The 17885-nt window shown below is 64.5% G+C and carries 11 protein-coding genes; 8 read left to right on the plus strand and 3 right to left on the minus strand.

What is annotated here, in order from left to right:
* Positions 1-15: 15 nt before the first annotated feature.
* Both KA354_12505 and KA354_12510 read right to left on the minus strand, forming a co-directional pair.
* Positions 16-2499, minus strand: coding sequence for an NPCBM/NEW2 domain-containing protein (locus KA354_12505; GenBank protein MBP7935458.1), 2484 nt, complete (start codon positions 2497-2499; stop codon positions 16-18).
* 22 nt (positions 2500-2521) lie between these two features.
* Positions 2522-3280, minus strand: coding sequence for a FadR family transcriptional regulator (locus KA354_12510; GenBank protein MBP7935459.1), 759 nt, complete (start codon positions 3278-3280; stop codon positions 2522-2524).
* 268 nt (positions 3281-3548) lie between these two features.
* On the opposite strand from KA354_12510, the gene KA354_12515 reads away from it, so the two are divergent.
* The 8 genes from KA354_12515 (at position 3549) to KA354_12550 (ending at position 16087) form a co-directional block, all read left to right on the plus strand.
* On the plus strand, positions 3549-4565 hold the full coding sequence (locus KA354_12515; protein ID MBP7935460.1) for a C-terminal binding protein: 1017 nt from the start codon (positions 3549-3551) through the stop codon (positions 4563-4565).
* 398 nt (positions 4566-4963) lie between these two features.
* A complete protein-coding gene (locus tag KA354_12520) occupies positions 4964-6475 on the plus strand; it encodes a DUF1553 domain-containing protein (protein ID MBP7935461.1) in 1512 nt (503 codons plus the stop codon).
* A gap of 25 nt (positions 6476-6500) precedes the next feature.
* Entirely contained in the window at positions 6501-7901 is a 1401-nt protein-coding gene (locus KA354_12525) for a DUF1501 domain-containing protein (protein ID MBP7935462.1), read from the plus strand.
* Between the two features lie 3 nt (positions 7902-7904).
* Complete coding sequence (locus tag KA354_12530; protein ID MBP7935463.1) at positions 7905-10250, plus strand: hypothetical protein; 2346 nt, start codon at positions 7905-7907, stop codon at positions 10248-10250.
* Positions 10251-10274: 24 nt separating this feature from the next.
* Positions 10275-11429 (plus strand): hypothetical protein, encoded by a 1155-nt coding sequence (locus tag KA354_12535; GenBank protein MBP7935464.1) that lies wholly within the window; start codon positions 10275-10277, stop codon positions 11427-11429.
* A 146-nt stretch (positions 11430-11575) separates the two neighbouring features.
* Positions 11576-12805, plus strand: a complete 1230-nt coding sequence (locus KA354_12540) for a methyltransferase (GenBank protein ID MBP7935465.1) — start codon at positions 11576-11578, stop codon at positions 12803-12805.
* Between the two features lie 25 nt (positions 12806-12830).
* On the plus strand, positions 12831-15005 hold the full coding sequence (locus KA354_12545) for a trypsin-like peptidase domain-containing protein (protein ID MBP7935466.1): 2175 nt from the start codon (positions 12831-12833) through the stop codon (positions 15003-15005).
* Positions 15002-16087, plus strand: a complete 1086-nt coding sequence (locus tag KA354_12550) for a trypsin-like peptidase domain-containing protein (GenBank protein ID MBP7935467.1) — start codon at positions 15002-15004, stop codon at positions 16085-16087. The genes KA354_12545 and KA354_12550 overlap by 4 nt, the downstream gene beginning before the upstream one ends.
* Before the next feature lie 8 nt (positions 16088-16095).
* Here the strand turns inward: KA354_12550 and KA354_12555 are convergent.
* Positions 16096-17885, minus strand: a 1790-nt coding sequence (locus KA354_12555; protein ID MBP7935468.1) for a VWA domain-containing protein, incomplete at its 5' end; no start/stop codon positions are given.

Below are 17885 nucleotides of genomic sequence, written 5' to 3' on the forward strand. Positions count from 1 at the left end.
GGCGGAGCCGATCACTCAGGGCACGACTCTGTACGAATACAGACCCGCACCGGGACGCGTGGTGATCTCGGTGGGCAGGCCTTGGCCCATGAGATCTTCTCCCGAGGCGACGATTTCCTTGTCCGTGTCCAGATTGGTCACCGCGTACTTCTTCTCCGGATTGAGTCCGTGCATCTTCAGATCCGCGGCCCGATAGGCGCTTCCCGCTCGACGGAAGACCTGCACGAATCCGTCGCCTTCCTCCGGGCGATTGAACTGCCAGCCGATCCAGTCGTCGTCGGTCAGACTGTAAGGGGTCAGCGGATAGTAGTCACCGAAGAAACACGGTCCAATCTTGCGCCATTGGCCGAGCAGCTGGCGAGCGCTCTCGTAGTTGAGGTCTTTGCGGCGCATGTCGAAGCAGGCGGTGAAGTGGGGGCACATGACGCTGCGAAGCCCATAGGCGTCCATCGCCCCGGTGCCGGTGCCGAAGTACGGGAACCACAAGGACAGGGCATAGGTATGCCCCTGGTTGCCGACCGGCTCGATGATGTAGTCGCTGCGGAGCAGTGGAACCGCGCGGCGCAGCGTTTCCAGGTCATTCCGTCGCCCCCCGCTGGCACAGGAGTCGATCAGCATGTTAGGATGCTTCGCGAGCAAGCCGTCCCAGTAGGCGAAGTACCCCTCGACGTAGCGGATCTCGGTGATGCCCTGGCGGCCCTCGGTGTCCGCGGCTCGCCAATAGGGCAACGGGTCGATGTTGTAGTCCTGACGGTAGAGATCGATGCCCTGGTCATCGATGAGCTTGTTGACGTGATCGGTGACCCATTTCACTGCTTGGGGGTTGCCCATATTGAGCAGCTTGACCTCGCCATCCTTGCCCAGAAGCCACTCCGGATGCTTGTCGTACAGCCAGGTGCCGGGCGTCACCCGTTCCGGCTCGAACCAGACGATGATGCGAACGTCTTTGGCGTGGGCGTGATCGCTGACCTCGCGCAGGCCTTTGGGGAACCGGTTGGTGTCGACTTCCCAGGTGCCGGTGTTCCACCATCCGCTCTTGTTCCAGTACCAGCCCGCGTCCATCCACCAGTAGTCGAGCTTGAGGCCTTCCTCGAGATAGCGATCCACGAAGAAGATCTGGCTCTTGGTGTCGGCATTGATCATTTCGCCGAACTGGTGTGAGCTGCATGCGGCCAACTGCTGCGGCGGCAGTTTCCCGCCCGGGCGGGGCATGCTGTGGGCGAGCATCCACTTGCGCCAGACGTTCTGAGCCCGGAGCCAGTCGCCCTTGTAGAACTGCACGACGGCCATCGGGCCGCGCACTTGTTCATCGGCATGCAGCCTGAAGTGAGTGAGTTCCTGCCCGCCGCTCACGCGGAGGCCGCTGGTCTCGCCGCGCGAGAAGGTCGTCGCCCACTGACCGGCCCAGCTCAATACGACAACCGCCCCGTCGCCCGGCCAGGTGACATTGAAGTACGGGAACGCTGCCTGGGTCGGCCGTCCGCCGCTGTTGGCGATTCGCTTCTCGCTCTTGGCCGCCAGCACGTCGACGTGCGGCTGGAAGCTGTCCTTCGTGCACAGGTCGCCGGTGTGAGACCGGAGCACGAACTCACCCTGAGCCGGGCCGCCGAAGACCGTGTCAATCGCCTGGATCTTCTCGATGATCGGCGTATCGGCGTTGCCGGTATTCTTGAAGGTGATCGTCCACTCGATGGTCGGGAAATCGCCGTACTCGACGCCGATGCACTTCACCACCAGGGCGGTTTTGGGATCGGTCCAGGTCAGGGCATGCTCGATCCGCCGTTCATCCAGCCTCTTCTTCTCGCGTTTGACCTCCCAGCCGGCCAGGAACTCCGACGACGGGCGGGCATCATAGACGAATGAAAACGGAGGTTCGGTGGTGTACGGCGGCCGGGACCCATCGAGAATCGGCAGCTCGCCCAGCCAGAGGCTCTGGCCGTCGGCCAAGACGACACGTGCGTCTGCCCAGTCGGCCTGGTCGCAGGCAATGCCGTCGCCGCCATCCAAAACCTCCAAAACAAACTCTGAAGTTCCTTTAAGATCTACGCGCACGGCAACGCCGGGCATCCCTTCGCGCAGCACCGGCGAGCGATAGGCCTCATCTCCGGCCACGCTCACCGAAAACGCCACGCTGCCCCGTCCGCCGGTCGTCTGCTCGTTGCTGTCCACGCCGACGATGGCTGTGAAGGTCTTGCCGGGTCCCGGCAGGCGAACGACGACCTTGCTGACGGCGTGACAGTAGAGGCCGCGGCTGTAAGTCTTGTCCGCGAGCTTCATCGGACGACCGGCCCGGGCGTTCAGCTGGACGGGATCGTTGTTGGCCAGCACGCGCAATCCGGCCTTCGGCTCCTCGGTCTGGACCATTCCCTCGAACTTGGCGGAGACCCATCGTTTTGCCTCCGCCATTTCCCCGGGCGTCACGAAGACTCCCCGGGCCGCGGTAACGGCCGACAAAGCGAACACCAGCCCCCAACCCATCATGCGACGCGCCTGCGGCATACAGTATTCTCCTGTGGTTGTGTCAACTGTCCTGCGACTCCGAGGGTGGCTCGCGCTTTTCCGGCGACGAATCCTCGGCGGAGTCCGCCTCCAATCGCGTGATCAACAAGTCCATGTGGGCGTGGACCGCCCGTTCGGCCGCCCCAGGAGAGCGGTCGCGTATCGCTCTCACGATGGCCCGGTGGATCTCGGCACCCTGAGGATCGCTCATTGCGGCCGGCTGAGTGCGTCTCATTCCCGCCATGCTGAACTCGTGGAGCAGTTCCAGCAGGTTGCGCATCAGAGGATTGCCGCCGATCTCCACCAGCATGCAGTGAAACCGGAAGTCGGCTTCCATGGCCTGCGGGCTCCGCCGGGCCACCACGCCGAGCGCTTCTTCAAGTGCCTGACCCAGGGCCGTGACTTGTTCCGGCTCGGCAACCATCGCCGCCTTTCGCGCCGCGTAGCCCTCCAGGACGCGTCGAAACTCGACGAACTGCATCAACTCCCTGGGACCGATGGCCATGGAGCTGCCGACCAGCTTCACGCAGCTGGACAGCCACTCGCGCTGGGCGACGAACGTGCCGCTCCCGTGCCGAACAGTCAGCAGTCCGACCGCCGCAAGCCGGTTGACCGCCTCGCGCAGCACCGGCCGGCTCACCTGCCAGCGTTTCATCAGTTCCAATTCGCTCGGGAGGCGATCGCCAGCCGAGTATCCTCCCTCCACGATCAGGGAGCGGAGCCGTCCGGCCACCGCCGACACGAGCGGAACTCGGTCCAAGGGACGATGTCTGGTTTTCATGAACCCGAATCCTTGCACGCCACCCACTGGGGAGTATAATAATTCATAAGACGTCTGACATCTTATGTTAACGTACCCCGACCGTCAAGGGTCGTCCGAGCCGCGATGCGGACAAGGGAGCATTGTACTACCTTAAGATTATGGGATACAACACGCTACGATAGCGATTCCCGGCACGATCTCGCGGTGGTTTCCGTCGTCTGGACGTCACCCGAGGTGCCTGGCTCTGGACCTGAGAAACGACGGCTGGAGAAAGCGACAGAACCTGATGTTTCAAGTATTGATCACCGACTATCTGGCTCCTCCGCCGACGATTGAGCAGCGGCTGTTGTCGGGTTTGGCCCAGGTGGAGTGCCTCGAAGCCAAAGCGGCCAAGGAGTTGGCCGGTCGAGCGGACGATGCTGACGCCCTGATCGTCTTCCATGAAGTCACCCTGCCGCGGGCGATCATCGAGAGGCTTACGCGTTGCCGGGTGATCGTCCGCTGCGGCACGGGATACGATCAGATCGACCTGTCCGCCGCGGCGGAGCGGGGCGTTCCGGTCTGCAACGTGCCGGACTACGGTGTCGATGAGGTTGCGGATCACGCGATTGCCCTGATGCTGGCATGCAATCGGAGGCTTCTGCAAGCCGAGCGTGGGCTTCGTCAGACGCTTGCTCCGTGGAACTACCATGCGGTACAGACCATTTTCCGGCTCTCGGGGGCGACACTGGGCATCATCGGACTGGGGCGAATTGGGACGGCCACGGCGATGCGGGCCAAGGGGCTCAAGATGCGGGTGGTGGCCTGCGATCCGTACCTCCGTTCGGGCCTGGACAAGGCGGTTGGGGTGACGCTGGTGGACCTCAACACCCTGCTGGCCGAGAGTGACGTGATCTCGCTTCATGTGCCGCTGACCGACGAGACCCGGAACATGATCGATGGCGTAGCTCTCGGCAAGATGAAGCCGCACGCCATTCTGCTGAACACGTCCCGAGGGGCGGTCGTGGACACCGCTGCCCTAGCCGCCGTGTTGGAGAAGGGGCGCATCGGGGGTGCGGGCATCGATGTGCTCCCCACCGAGCCTCCCGACGGGAGTGAGCCGCTGGTCAAGATGTGGCGGCAGGCCTGCGAACGGCCGGTCAATCTGGTGCTGACGCCTCACACCGCGTTCTACTCCGAGGCGGGTTTGGTCGAGATGCGTGAGAAGGCCGCCCAGGAGGTAGCCCGGGTTCTCTCCGGCGAAGCCCCGAGAAACTGCGTGAACGAGCATCTGCTGAAGGCGGGGGTGGTTGTCGGACGCTGACCGGCCGGTGAGCAGGAATCCGCCCCGTTGGTGACCTGCGGGCGGGGAACATACTCGCCGACGGTTGGCGTGCCGCGCGTGGTTCGCCGATCGTCTCGAACCCGATCAGGGCCTGCTTTGGTCCCTGGTCGGTCGCCATTTCCAGGCACGCAATATCCTGCTTTCGGGGCCGTTATGGCTTGTGGGGATGCCTGCGGCGGCTCGGCACTGGAGTGATGTCACGGGGCCGAGCCGGGGATCGAGTTCACCTCGGGACTCGTGGGCACAGGCGGCGAGATTGGCTCAACCCGCGAGTTCGTAAGTACCGATTCCATATGGGGATGTATGGACTGGAGACTCCTGAGACGCTCCGCGGACGCTGCGGGGGGTGCTGAGCGGTGGCCGTGGAGGAGGGTCAGATGGCGGGCGTCAGAGCGAACCCGTTCGAGAATCCAGGCGAGCCGGCTTCCGGGAGCCCGATCGACGGGCTGGTTTTTGGCCAGCTTCGACGGTTGGGGATCAAACCGGGGCGTCTCTGTTCGGACGCCGTCTTTGTCCGCCGGGTTCACCTGGACATGATTGGCACACTTCCCACCGCCCCGGAGGTCGTGGAGTTCCTGGAGGACCGAGCCTCGGGAAAACGAGCCGCCGTGATCCACCGCTTGTTCTCCCGAGATGAGTTCGCGGACTACTGGGCGATGAAATGGAGCGATCTGTTACGAGTCAAAGCCGAGTTTCCCATCAACCTGTGGCCGAACGCCGTCCAAGCCTACCACCGCTGGATCCGAACCAGCGTGAAGGAGAACAAGCCGTACGACCAGTTTGTTCGTGCGATGCTGACCGCCAGCGGGAGCAACTTTCGCGTACCGGAGGTCAATTTCTATCGTGCCATCCAGGGTCGCGATCCCCAGGGCATCGCTCGGGCGGTGGCCTTGACTTTCCTGGGTACGCGGGCGGAGAACTGGCCGGCGGAGAAGCTGGCGGGCATGGCCGGTTTCTTCTCCCAAATCGGCTACAAAGCCACGGCAGAATGGAAGGAGGAAATCGTCTTCTGGGATCGCGGCAAGGCCTCCGCCGATCCGCCCAAGGCTGTTTTTCCCGACGGCACCAGCATCCGACTATCGCAGGAGCGAGACCCTCGGGCGGTCTTCGCCGACTGGCTGGTCGATCCCAAGAATCCCTGGTTCACGCGCGCCATCGTCAACCGCATGTGGTCCTGGCTGCTCGGTCGCGGCATCATCCACGAACCCGACGATATCCGCCCCGACAATCCCCCGGTCAACCCCGAGTTGCTCACCCTGCTTGAGCGGGAGCTGGTCTCGGCTCGCTATGACCTCAAGCATCTCTACCGGCTGATTCTGACGTCGAAGACCTATCAGCTGTCCTCCATTCCCAGAACGGACCATCAAGAGGCTTCCGCGAGTTTCTCACACTACCCGCTCCGGCGGCTGGAAGCGGAGGTGCTGATCGACGCCCTGTGCCAAATCACGGGCACGACGGAGAAGTACTCCAGCCCCATTCCGGAGCCTTTCACCTTCATTCCAGAGGATCAGCGGTCGATCGCCCTGGCCGACGGCAGTATCACCAGTTCCTTCCTGGAGTTGTTCGGCCGGCCGTCCCGGGACAGCGGCCTGGAAGGGGAACGGAACAACCGGGCGACCGCTGCCCAACGGCTGCACCTCCTCAACTCGAGCCACATTCAGCGGAAGATCGAGCAGGCGCCGCTGCTTCGCTCCGGGAGCTCGGGTGGCGTTCGGCCGCGCGACATGATCGAGCGAATCTACCTGACCGTGCTCTCGCGTTACCCCACGGACGAGGAACTCGAGACGATTGGGGCGTATTCGCAGACCCATGGCGGCAAGGGCCGTGAAGCCCTGGTGGATCTGACCTGGGCGCTGGTGAACAGCGCCGAGTTTCTGTATCGGCATTGATGCGTACCTGATGGCGGGACCGGATATGACTGCAGAACGAGACCTGACTTGCCAGTGGGCCGGCGCGGACCGGGACCTGAGCGGAGCCGGCCGGCTCTCCAGGCGTGAGGTCGTGTGCCGGGGTCTCTGGGGTGCAACGGGCTTGCTGATGGCCAACCGTCTGGGCCTGGCTGCGCCGACGAGTCAACCCGCCGCTGGGGGTGCGACCGGGCTGAAAGGCAAGGCCAAGGCGGTCATCCAGATCTGGATGTGGGGCGGACCGGCGCACCTGGACACTTTCGATCCCAAGCCGGACGCGGGCAACGACTACTGCGGTCCGCTCGCCAAGCCGATTGCCACGAACGTCGACGGCATCATGATTGGAGAACTCCTGCCCCTGCTGGCCAAGCAGGCCGACAAGTACTCCATCATTCGGAGCATGACCCACGGCCAGAACGGGCACGAGACGGCGGCCTACCTGGTCCAGACGGGGAGGAGCCCGGGCGACGGGATGGTCTATCCGTCGGTGGGGGCGGTGGTATCCCTGTTTAAAGGCTATGAGGCCGGGTATCAGGGCTTGATCCCCCCCTATATCGTATTGACCGAGCTGCAGGGCCGCTTCTCGGAGTGCGGTTTCCTGGGTTCGCGCTGCAAGCCGTTTGCCACGGGCGGTGATCCGGCCCAGACCCGCTTCGCCGTGGAGGGCGTTGTTGCCCAGGGTATCTCTGACCAGCGACAGCGGGACCGTCGAGACCTGCTGCACAAGCTCAACACGTTGGAGCACGTGATGGTCGGCAATGCTCAGCTGCTGGCGTTGGCGCAGTGTGAAAAGCAGGCCTACGATCTCATTCTCGGCGATGCGGGCAAGGTCTTCGATCTCTCTCAGGAGAAGGATGAGCTGAGAGATCGCTATGGTCGCAACACCTTCGGGCAGTCCTGCCTGGCGGCCCGGCGTCTGGTCGAGCGCGGCGTCCCCTACGTCACTATCAACTACAAAGGCTGGGACACACACAAGCAGCATTTCCAGACCATGCGCCGCAGGCTGCCGGAAATGGACAAGGCCATGGCGACCCTGCTGCAGGATTTGTCCGAACGTGGCCTGCTGGACACGACCATCGTCTGGTGGAGCGGCGAGTTCGGGCGTACGCCCAAGGTTCAGTGGGAACCGCCCTGGAATGGCGGACGCGGGCATTTCGGTGCCGTGTTCTCGGCGGTCGTCGCCGGCGGTGGATTCAAGGGGGGCCACGTGGTTGGCGCGTCGGACGAGAAGGGAGAGAAGGTCGCCACGCGGCCGGTGTATCCTTGCGACCTCATTGGCAGCCTGTACGCGTTGCTGGGCATTGATCCGGACGGGGCTCTGCCGCATCCGGAGGGGAAGACGGTTCGCATCACCCCTTCGGCCGCCGAAGGGGTGAGCATGGGTGGCCGTTTGAAGGAGATCATGTAGCTCTTGGAAGCCTTGCTGTACGCATCCCGATCGTCCGCGTTCCTGGTGGTGCTGGTCGTGCTGTCGATGGTTCCCGCGTCCACGGCCCAGCAGAATCGGCAAGCGGGCCCGCGTATCGGGTACGTCTACCCGGCCGGTGGCAGACAGGGTTCGACCTTCCAGGTGGTCCTCGGTGGTCAGAATCTGGACGGGGTCAACAGCGTCCATGTCAACGGTGACGGTGTTGAAGGCATGGTCATAGAGCACCGCAAGCCGCTGACACAGCTCCAGTTCAGCCTGCTCCGAGAGAAGCTGAAGGAGCTGATGGACAAGAAGGCTGCGGCTCAGAAGAGCCGATCGGCGACCCGGCCCGCGTGGACTGACGAGGACGAGAAGGCGGTTGCCGAGCTCCGCAAGAAGCTGGCCAACCCGCCGAACAGGCAGGCGAATCCCGCGATTGCCGAGACTGTTCTGGTCGAAGTGACGGTCGGGGCCGGCGCCGAGCCGGGCGAGCGGGAGCTCCGCTTAGAGGCACAAGGCGGCTTGACGAATCCGATCGTCTTCTGCGTTGGCCAGCTGCCCGAGTTCTCCGAGCCGGAAGAGAAACCGAATCGCGAGCCGCCCGGCGGAAGAACGCCCAAGTCCGGCAACCCGCTCAACCCCCGAAGAGGCCTCAAGGCCGAGCGCGATGCGCCGGGCTTGAACCCCGAAGAGGAGATGACGGTCACTCTGCCGGCCGTCGTGAACGGCCAGATCATGCCTGGCGATGTGGATCGCTTCCGGTTCAGGGCCCGGAAGGGAACTCGGCTGGTCGCCGCCGTCGCCGCCCGGGATCTGATCCCCTATCTGGCTGACGGCGTGCCGGGGTGGTTCCAGGCCACGCTGGCGATCCACGATGCCGCGGGTCAAGAGCTGGGGTACGAAGACGATTACCGTTTCCATCCCGACCCGGTTCTCCTATTCCAGGTTCCTCGGGACGGCGAGTACGTGGTCGAAATCAAGGATTCCATCTACCGGGGCCGGGAGGACTTCGTCTATCGCATCACGCTTGGTGAGTTCCCCTTCGTTACCAGTGTCTTTCCTTTGGGCGGGCGGGAGCACTCGCCGATCAGCGCCGAGCTGACCGGCTGGAATCTGCCAGGTGAGAAGAAGACGATGGACATTGAGGGCCAGGAAGCCGGGGTGGGTGCACTCTCGGTGAAACGAGGTCCGCTGGTCTCCAACCGCGTGCTCTTCGCCGTGGACAGCCTGCCCGAATGCCTGGAGAACGAACCGAACGACCGTCCGGACGCTGCCCAGTCCGTCAAGCTACCGATCATCGTCAATGGACGCATCGATAGCCGCGGAGACCAAGACGTGTTTCGATTCGAGGGTCGGTCGGGGCAGGAGGTTGTGGCCGAGGTCTGCGCCCGGCGACTCGGCTCGCCTCTGGACGCCATTCTCAGAGTCACCGATGCCGCCGGCAAGCAGTTGGCCGTCAACGACGATCACGAGGACAAAAGCACTGGCCTGAACACGCACCATGCCGATTCCTGGCTGCGGATCACGCTGCCCGTTGACGGGACCTACGACGTCCAGCTGGCCGACACGCAGGACAAGGGTGGGCCGGAGCACGCGTACCGCTTGCGTATCAGTGCCCCGCGGCCGGATTTCGAGCTGCGGGGGGTACCGTCGAGCCTCAATGTTCGCGGAGGTGCCAGCGCCGCCCTTACCGTGTATGCTCTGCGCAAGGATGGCTTTTCGGGCGAGATCGAGCTGGCCCTGAAGGATGGGCCGACGGGCTTCAAGCTGAGCGGCGGCCGCGTACCGGCGAACCAGGACCAGGTGCGGATCACCTTGACCGTGCCGCCGATGCGACTGGAAGGTCCGGTCCGTCTGGTCCTGGAGGGTCGTGCGGTGGTGGGGGACCGGAAGCTAGTGCGGCCGGTCGTGCCCGCAGAGGATATGATGCAGGCTTTTGCGTATCGGCACCTGGTGCCGGCGAAGGAGTTGTTGCTCACGACATCCGGGCGGTGGCTGCGCAGCAACGCGGTGAAGATTGTGAGTGCGATGCCGGTGAAGATCCCGACCGGCGGCACGGTTCGGGTCCAGGTTGGTGCCGCCGCCACCGCGTTCCGGGGAAAGGTGCAGCTGGAACTGAGCAATCCGCCCGACGGGATCATGCTCAAGAAGGTGGTGCCGAACAACACGGGTGTTGAGCTGGTGCTGCAGAGCGACGCCGCCAAGAACAAGCCCGGCTCGAAAGGGAACCTGATTATCACCGCGTTCGCCGACCGGGAGATCAAGACCGCCAAGGGGGCACAGGGCACCAAACGACGTGTACCGGTGGGCCTGCTGCCGGCCGTACCGTACGAGATCGTGGCGAAGTAACCGAAGGGGCTATCGAATTACTTTATGTCATCAACGAGTCCGTCCGTCGAACCGTTTATCCATCGCACCGCATCCAACGGCGTCTTCGTGGTAGCCGCCGCTTCGCCGAACGGCGAGCCGGCCGTGGAGGCGGCGGCCGTGTACGCACGCATCGGCGACGTTCTCCGGGCATCGCGTCTTGAGGTCGTCCAGGAGCGGGTCTTCGGCTGCCTGGACGCTGAACCGGCGGTCAAGGCCGCCCGGGCGACGGCCCTGCAGACCCGGGGCATCCGCGACGATGGTCCCCTGAGCTACATCCAGGGTCGACCGACCTGGGGACGGGGACTGGGCGGCGTCATCGTGCGTGCCGCCGAAGCCGACCGGGTTCACACCCTTCACGACCGAGGTATTCCCTGCGGGCGCGTCTGGCAGGCCGACGACGCCACATTCGTGATTCTGCAGAGCATGCAGGGGCTGCCGGAGACGCGGGGCGAGGATGGCAGGCCCGCCGAGCAGGCCCGCCGGGCCATGGAACGTGCAGACCGCATTCTCAAAGCCAACGGCCTGAGCTACCGCGACACCGTCAGAACCTGGTTCTACCTCTCCAATATCCTGGCCTGGTACACCGAGTTCAACCAGACACGGAACGCCAAGTATGGTGAGTTCGGCATCTTCCCTGCGCCCGGCGATGAATGCTGGCGGTTTCCGGCGAGTACGGGCATCCTTGCCGACTCCACTGGTGGCGCCGCTTGTACCCTCGATATTCTGGCGGTGGACGGCTCGGGCCCGGCCGCAGTTGAGTTCTTGCGGAATCCGCGCCAGCAGGAGGCCTTCCGCTACGGTTCGGCCTTCTCGCGCTGCGCCATCGTCCGCGGTTCCGCCGAGGACCTGGTGGAGGTTTCCGGCACCGCGGCGATTGACGAACATGGCCGAAGTGTGTATCCGGGCGACCTCCGTGCCCAGGTCCGGTGTACGCTGGACAAGATCGCGGCCCTCATTGAGCCGGTAGGAGCGTCGCTCGGGGACCTCTGCGCGGCGACGGTGTTTCTCAAACGCGGCCACGACGCCGAGACCGCACGCGAGGTCTTGGCCGAACTTGGACTCGAGCGGCTTCCGGCCGTCTGGGTGGAAGCCGACGTGTGTCGCGAGGAGTTGCTGTTCGAGATCGACGCCGAGGCGGTGGTCGATCGGCGGCGATAGAGCCTCTCTCCTCATTCAACCATGACTACACCTCACGCCTGGCGCGGCCAGGGTGAGGCAGACGGTGGTCTCCACCCGACTGTCCATCCAAGCTATAATGGTTTCGCTGTTGGATCAGGGCCACAGCCTCCACAGGAGCCACGACGATGACATCCCGGGAGCGCATCCTGGCGAGCATCAACCACCATGAACCCGACCGTTTGCCCATCGACTGCGGGGCCATGCGCTCCACGGGCATCCAGGCCATCGCCTATCACAAGCTCAAGGTTCATCTGGGCATCTGGCAAGGGCGCACGAGGGTGTTCGACGTTATTCAGCAATTGGCTGAACCGGAGCCGTTCTACCTCGATCGGTTCAGGGTGGACGCGGTCAATGCCGGCTGGGAGTTCGCCCCGGAGGCCTGGAAGGAGTGGATCCTGCCGGACGGCTCGGCTTGCCAAATTCCCGCCCACATCCGTTTTCAGCGCGAAGGACACGACTGGCTCGCGTTCAACGACGCGGGCGAGGTGGTCGCGCGCATGATCGAAGGTTGCACGTACTTCAGCCAGACGATCCACCCGCTCCATCGCGAGGACTGGACGGCCGGCCTCAACGATCTCGGCCGGGCGATGAACTCAGTCTGCTGGTCGGCGCTGCCTGAGCCGCTCTATGCCGGCGGCCTGAGCGACGAGAACCTGGTCCGCATGGGCGAACACGTCCGGCAGCTCCGCGAGCGGAGCGATCGGGCAATCATGATTGCCTATGGGGCGAATCTCTTCGAGTGGGGCTCCTATCTACGGCGGATGGACAACTTCCTCCTGGACCTGGCGGGCGAGCAGAGCAAGGCGGTGGCTCTCCTGGACAAGCTCGTGGAGTTGCACCTGGCGGGGTTAGATCGACTGCTTCCGGTGCTCGGCGACCACGTTGATCTGATCCAACTGGGTGATGACCTGGGCATGGAGGCCGGGCCTTTCTTCTCCCCGGCGATGTTCCGTTCGGTGTTCAAGCCGCGGTACACCGCCATCGTGAAGCACATCAAGAAGCGCTGTCCCCACCTCAAGATCTTCCTGCACTGCTGTGGTTCGATCCTGCCGCTGCTTCCCGATCTGATCGAGGCGGGAATCGAGGTCATCAACCCGGTCCAGATCGCCGCGCGGCATATGGATCCGGCCGTTCTGAAGAGAGAGTTCGGTTCTGCCCTGACCTTCTGGGGTGGCGGATGCGACACGCAGAAGGTCCTGCCGCGGGGCACGCCTCAGGAGGTGAAGGACCACGTCCGGCGCAATATCGACATCTTCGCTCCGGGTGGTGGATTCGTCTTCTGCCAGGTGCACAACATTCTGGCGGATGTGCCGCCGGAGAACATCGTGGCGATGTACGAGGCCGCCATGGCCTGACTCCCGCCACGCGGGAAGGCACCGAATGGGGAATAGCGAATTGAGGAAGCTGCTCGCCGACCCGGACGCTGCTCTTTCCCGATGCTCCGTGCGCCGTTTTCCATTCCGCCTGATTCTGTTACCGCTCGTGCTCGTCGCGTTCGTATCCCTGCATCCGCCGGTATCCGCCGAGGCCTCTCCGGTTGTTCGAGCGACGGAGCAGCGTCGAATCGAGACCATTGCCCGAGCAAGCCGGAGCGCGGTCTGTATCTTCCTGGATGAAGGCGAAGCCGGCTCGGGTGTGGTGATATGCCCCGATGGTCACGGGCTGACCAATTTCCACGTCATTGCAGGCATACTCAAGACGCGCCGCGCGTTTGGTGGCTTGTCCGACGGCAAGCGATATCCTCTGGAAGTGCTCGGGATTGACCCGACCGGTGACATGGCCATGTTCCGCCTGACCGGCAAGGACCGTTTCGAATGCGCCGAGTTCGGCGACTCGGAGGCTGTCCGGGTGGGCGATGAGGTCTTCGCGGCCGGCAATCCCTTCATGTTGGCCGAGGACTCCACACCGACCATCACCGCGGGGATTGTCAGCGGCCTGCACCGCTATCAGTACGGCCAGGATGCCCGGTCGCTGGTCTATGCGGACTGCATCCAGGTCGACGCCTCGATCAATCCGGGCAACTCCGGCGGGCCGTTGTTCGACGCCGCCGGGCGGCTCATCGGGATCAACGGCCGGGCGTCGTTCGAGCGTCGTGGGCGGGTCAACGTGGGCCTGGCCTATGCGATTTCGATCAACCAGTTCAAGCGGTTCATTCCCGGTTTGAAGGCCGGCTTGCTGGTCGAGCATGGTTCGCTCGGAGCCACGGCGGTCGATGCCGGTTACCGACAGGTGGTTTTCGACCGAGTCATGGATGGAGCCGCAGCGGCCGCAGCGGGCATCAAACCGGGTGACCGGCTGGTGGTTTTCGCAGACCAGAAGATTCGTGATGCCAACCACTTCACGAGTCTGCTGGGCAGCTACCCGGCAGGCTGGCCGGTCTCGGTCACCTGGGAACGTGAGGGTCGGCTGACCTCGAGGGTGATCGAGCTCGATCCCCTGACCGTGAGGGTTCCGGACGAGCTCAAGCGGGCCTATCGGGTTGATGTGAGCGTCACCCGAAAGGCCGCGGAGTCCCGGCCGGCCGGACCTGCGTCCCCCTCGGCGCCGGCTGTAGCCAACGTCCTGGCGCCGGCCATCGAGTCCGCGATTCGCTCAACGGTCAAGCTCTACGGCGGTCGACTCGGCTCAGCCGTGGGCTACGGCTCCGGCGTGATCGTCTCGCCGCAAGGTGATGTCCTCACCACGCTGTCGGTTCTTGTCGAAGGCAGCGAGCTTCGGGCGGTGACCCACGACGGGCACGCTTACCCGTGCACGGTGATCAGCCGCGACGAGTACCGGCAGCTGGCCCTGCTGCGGATGGGGCGTAAGAGTGAGAATGCGGACACCGCCGCTCCGCTTCGCGACCAGATGACTCCGCCGAGATGGGAGCCGCTGCCGATGGCCGACCCCGCCGCGGCTCAGCCCGGCGACTGGATTCTGGCCGTCGGGAACCCGTGCAAGGTCGCCGATGGAGCGGAGGCCGTTTCGGTGGCCCGAGGGATCCTCTCGGGTCGTACCCGGCTCGACGCGGTCCAGGGATCGGAGGCTTTTCCCTATCGCGGCGATGTTCTCCTGCTTGACGCCGTGACCAGCAACCCGGGTTCGCCGGGCAGCGCGGTCGTTGATCTGGACGGGCGCTGGGTTGGAGTGGTGGGAGAGGTAGTCGCTTCCCAACGAACCAATACCGAGCTCAGCTACGCGTACCCCGTGGAGGAGATCAAGGCCTTCCTGCGCGACGCCAGCGTCGGCGAGGCAGCGAGTCGGCCTCACGGGGCGGCGTCTCGCCCCGCCAGCCGGTCGGCCAAGCCTGGCTACCACGGCATCCGCCTCTCCACCATTGCCTATCACCGTCAACTGCCCTTCGTGAAGAGCGTGGCCGACGGATCGCCGGCCAAGGCGGCCGGCGTGCGAGCCGACGATCTGATCATCAGCGCCAACCGGACGGCGGTTCCGCAAGGTCGCGTGTTTATGGAACTCTGCGAGCGGCTGCTTCCCGGGGAGGAGCTTTCGCTGATCGTCAAACGGGGCGAAGAGTTGATCCCGGTCCGTTTCGTGCTCACGGAGGATCCCGAATGACCACCCTTGCCGCTCTGCTGACCGGCCTGGCAATGATGGCCCTGCCGGGCAATTCGGCCACGCATCCCGCGGACGCCATGCGGGCCGAGCAGGATGCCTTTCGCCGTGCCGTGGCCCGAGTGGCTCGGTGCGTGGTCACGATCGAGACGATCGGTGGTACACAACCGGGCGGCGGGCAGCCGGCGAGCGGCCCGGCCTTCGGCGGGCGAGAGGTGGCACCCTCGGGGTTCATCGTGGCCGACGGCCCCACCACGGGGCTGATCTGGTCGGCCGACGGGCTGATCCTTACCAGCGCCTTCAATTTCGTTCGCGACCCATCGCTGATCACTGTGGTGCTGTCCGATCGTCGGAGGTTCGTGGGCGAACTGATCGCCCGTGACGAGGTGCGACGGCTAGCGATGGTTCGCGTTCCGGCCACTGGGTTGCCGGTGCCGCAGTGGATCGGCGACGAGGGCGAGGTTCGCGTGGGCCAACGGGTCCTGGCGCTGGGTCGGGGTTTCGGCGGGCCGTTCTGCTCGATCACCGCAGGCATCGTCAGCGGCCTGAACCGGATGAGTGGTCTGGCCATCCAGACCGACGCCCGGCTCTCGCCGGCCAGCTTCGGCGGGCCGCTGATAGACCTCGACGGCCGGGTGATCGGCCTTTGCGTTCCCTTTGGCATGGGCAACGACCTGCTTTCCGGCGTCGAGTGGTATGATTCGGGCATTGGCTTCGCGATTCCCGCATGGCAGGTTTGGACCAGTGCCGCCGACCTCTCCGCCGGGCACAGCCTTCGCCGTGGCATGCTCGGCGTGGTCCTGGACGCGAAAGCCAATGCTCCCCCCACGATCCGACTGCTGGCGGATCGCTCGCCCGCTCTCCGAGCCGGCCTGAAAGTCGGCGACGCGATTGTGGCGATCGACGGGAAGCCGGTCACGGTCTATCCCGATCTCACCCGGCTGATGCGATCCCGATGCGCGGGGCAATGGGTGAAGGTACGCGTCCGTCGGGGAGCACAGGACATCGATCTGGAGGTCGTTCTGGCCGTTCCTGAGGACGTCGGATCGCTCAACCCGCCCGCGAGCGAGCCGGCGGGGCGGTAGACGCCATCTCAGATGAACACCCGCTTGTTGTAGATAAACCACTCGAAGAGCAGGACGGCTCCCAAGGCCAGGAGCAGGTACTGCCACAGTGGTTTGCGGAGATTCTCGCTTCCCGATCCGGCGGCGACCTGACCGCTGGCGATGCGGAACTGCTGATTGGGGGCGATGAAGCTCTCGTAGTCATTGGTGAGGTTCACGGCCCGCCCGCTCTGATCGGGAATACCGGTCTCGAGGCGATAGAGGCCGACGCGGTCGGTCTGGCCGTAGCTCACCAGTCCGGAGGAGCGAACGGAGACGTCCTCGGTGCGTCCATCCGGCCGGTGGACGGCCACGGTCGAGCGACCGGGCTTGGCGGCAACGGTGATGGCTTCGCCCGGCTTGGCGGGGGGATGCTGGCCGAGGGTGGATGCGCCGGCCAGGTACCGGAGAGCGTTGTGCATGAAGACGACCAGGCCTTCCTGGAAGACCCAGTCGGTATTGAGCAGCTCCCGTTTGTCGTCGAAGAAGCTGAACGCGCACAGCAGGAACTGGTGCCGCTCCTCGTTGAGCAGGGCGAGCACCGGCCCGCTGGACGACTCGATCAGGGCAGTCGCTTGTGGAGGCAGAGCGAGCTTCCGCCAGCTGAAGACGTTGATCGAGTTGATGGCCACATGCCGGAGAACCGGATGGGTGTCATCCCAGTCGAGGAAGAGCTCCCGCTCGATCAGTTCGCCTCTTTGGACATCCTCGATCAACGGTATTCCGCCAAAGAACACATAATTGCCTGGCGGCAGACGCTGGGTTGAATGGGCGTCGATCACGATCACATCGTAGCGCGACCGGCCGACGTCGATGAGTTTTTCATCAGGGTTCTTCTCGTACTCGTTGGGAGTCCAGACCTCATACTTGGCCAGGGGCATGGCGGACATGAGGTCGCGCAGATAGCGGTTGCCGGGCGTGACCAGGAGGGCGGTGATCGGCCGGGGCGGCGTCGCCACGGCGAAGACCCGGTCGTCGGCGGGGAGGGCGTCCTTGCCGGACAGCCGCAACTCGATGTCCGCTCCGCGATCCAGGAGCAGCTCGAACGTGACGGTTGCCTCGTTGCCGTCCTTGGGCATGCTGGGCAGGCCGGTGTTTCCAAGCTGTTTCGCGTCGCCCAGAGGCAAGAGACCCTCGACCGAGCGTACTTCCTTCATTTCGCCGTCCACGAAGAGCGAGACATCCCGATTCGCCGGTGTCCCGCCGAAATGGCGCACCCGGGCGACGATGCTGAGCATCTCCGGCCTCTCGTAGTTTCGCCGCACGTCGACATCGACGATCCCGGTATTCTCGATCGCCTTGCCGATGCAGACGACCTCCATCTGCCCGCGCTGCACCGCCACCTTCTCGGCGTCTGACAGCCGGCCGTCGGTGAACAGGAGATGGTGAGACTGGGCCACCCTGTTGGATCCCCAGCCGACGTCTTCGCCGATCGGCGTGGAGTGGGCTTCGGCCAGTTGGATTGCCTCGGCCAGTCGCCCCGGTTCGTCGGTCTGGGTGATGGAGTTGATGGCTCGCCGCAACAGCACCTTGTCGCCGGTGAAAGAGGTCAGCACATTGGCCCGGTCGGCGAAGGTGATGACCATGGCCCGCTGGGTGGTGGTCATGCCGTCGACGACCTTGAGGGCCTCCTCCTTGGCGATGCTCAGGCGGGTTTGCCCGTCGCCCTCGTCAGCGCCCATCGACGCGGACTGATCGATGAGCAGGGTCATGGACTGCTCGATGTCAGCGGAGCCCCTGCGGACCGGCTCGCCGATCGCCAGGGCCGCCAGGATCAGGA

The sequence above is a fragment of the Phycisphaerae bacterium genome, assembly GCA_018003015.1.
Lineage (GTDB): Bacteria > Planctomycetota > Phycisphaerae > UBA1845 > PWPN01 > JAGNEZ01.

What these genes read in the sequence shown, in the direction of transcription:
- KA354_12515 (MBP7935460.1), top strand. Translation starts at nt 3,549, where the DNA reads ATGTTTCAAGTATTGATCACCGACTATCTGGCTCCTCCGCCGACGATT.
- KA354_12540 (MBP7935465.1), top strand. Translation starts at nt 11,576, where the DNA reads ATGACATCCCGGGAGCGCATCCTGGCGAGCATCAACCACCATGAACCC.
- KA354_12520 (MBP7935461.1), top strand. Translation starts at nt 4,964, where the DNA reads ATGGCGGGCGTCAGAGCGAACCCGTTCGAGAATCCAGGCGAGCCGGCT.
- KA354_12510 (MBP7935459.1), bottom strand. Translation starts at nt 3,280, where the DNA reads ATGAAAACCAGACATCGTCCCTTGGACCGAGTTCCGCTCGTGTCGGCG.
- KA354_12550 (MBP7935467.1), top strand. Translation starts at nt 15,002, where the DNA reads ATGACCACCCTTGCCGCTCTGCTGACCGGCCTGGCAATGATGGCCCTG.
- KA354_12535 (MBP7935464.1), top strand. Translation starts at nt 10,275, where the DNA reads ATGTCATCAACGAGTCCGTCCGTCGAACCGTTTATCCATCGCACCGCA.
- KA354_12545 (MBP7935466.1), top strand. Translation starts at nt 12,831, where the DNA reads ATGGGGAATAGCGAATTGAGGAAGCTGCTCGCCGACCCGGACGCTGCT.
- KA354_12505 (MBP7935458.1), bottom strand. Translation starts at nt 2,499, where the DNA reads ATGCCGCAGGCGCGTCGCATGATGGGTTGGGGGCTGGTGTTCGCTTTG.
- KA354_12525 (MBP7935462.1), top strand. Translation starts at nt 6,501, where the DNA reads ATGACTGCAGAACGAGACCTGACTTGCCAGTGGGCCGGCGCGGACCGG.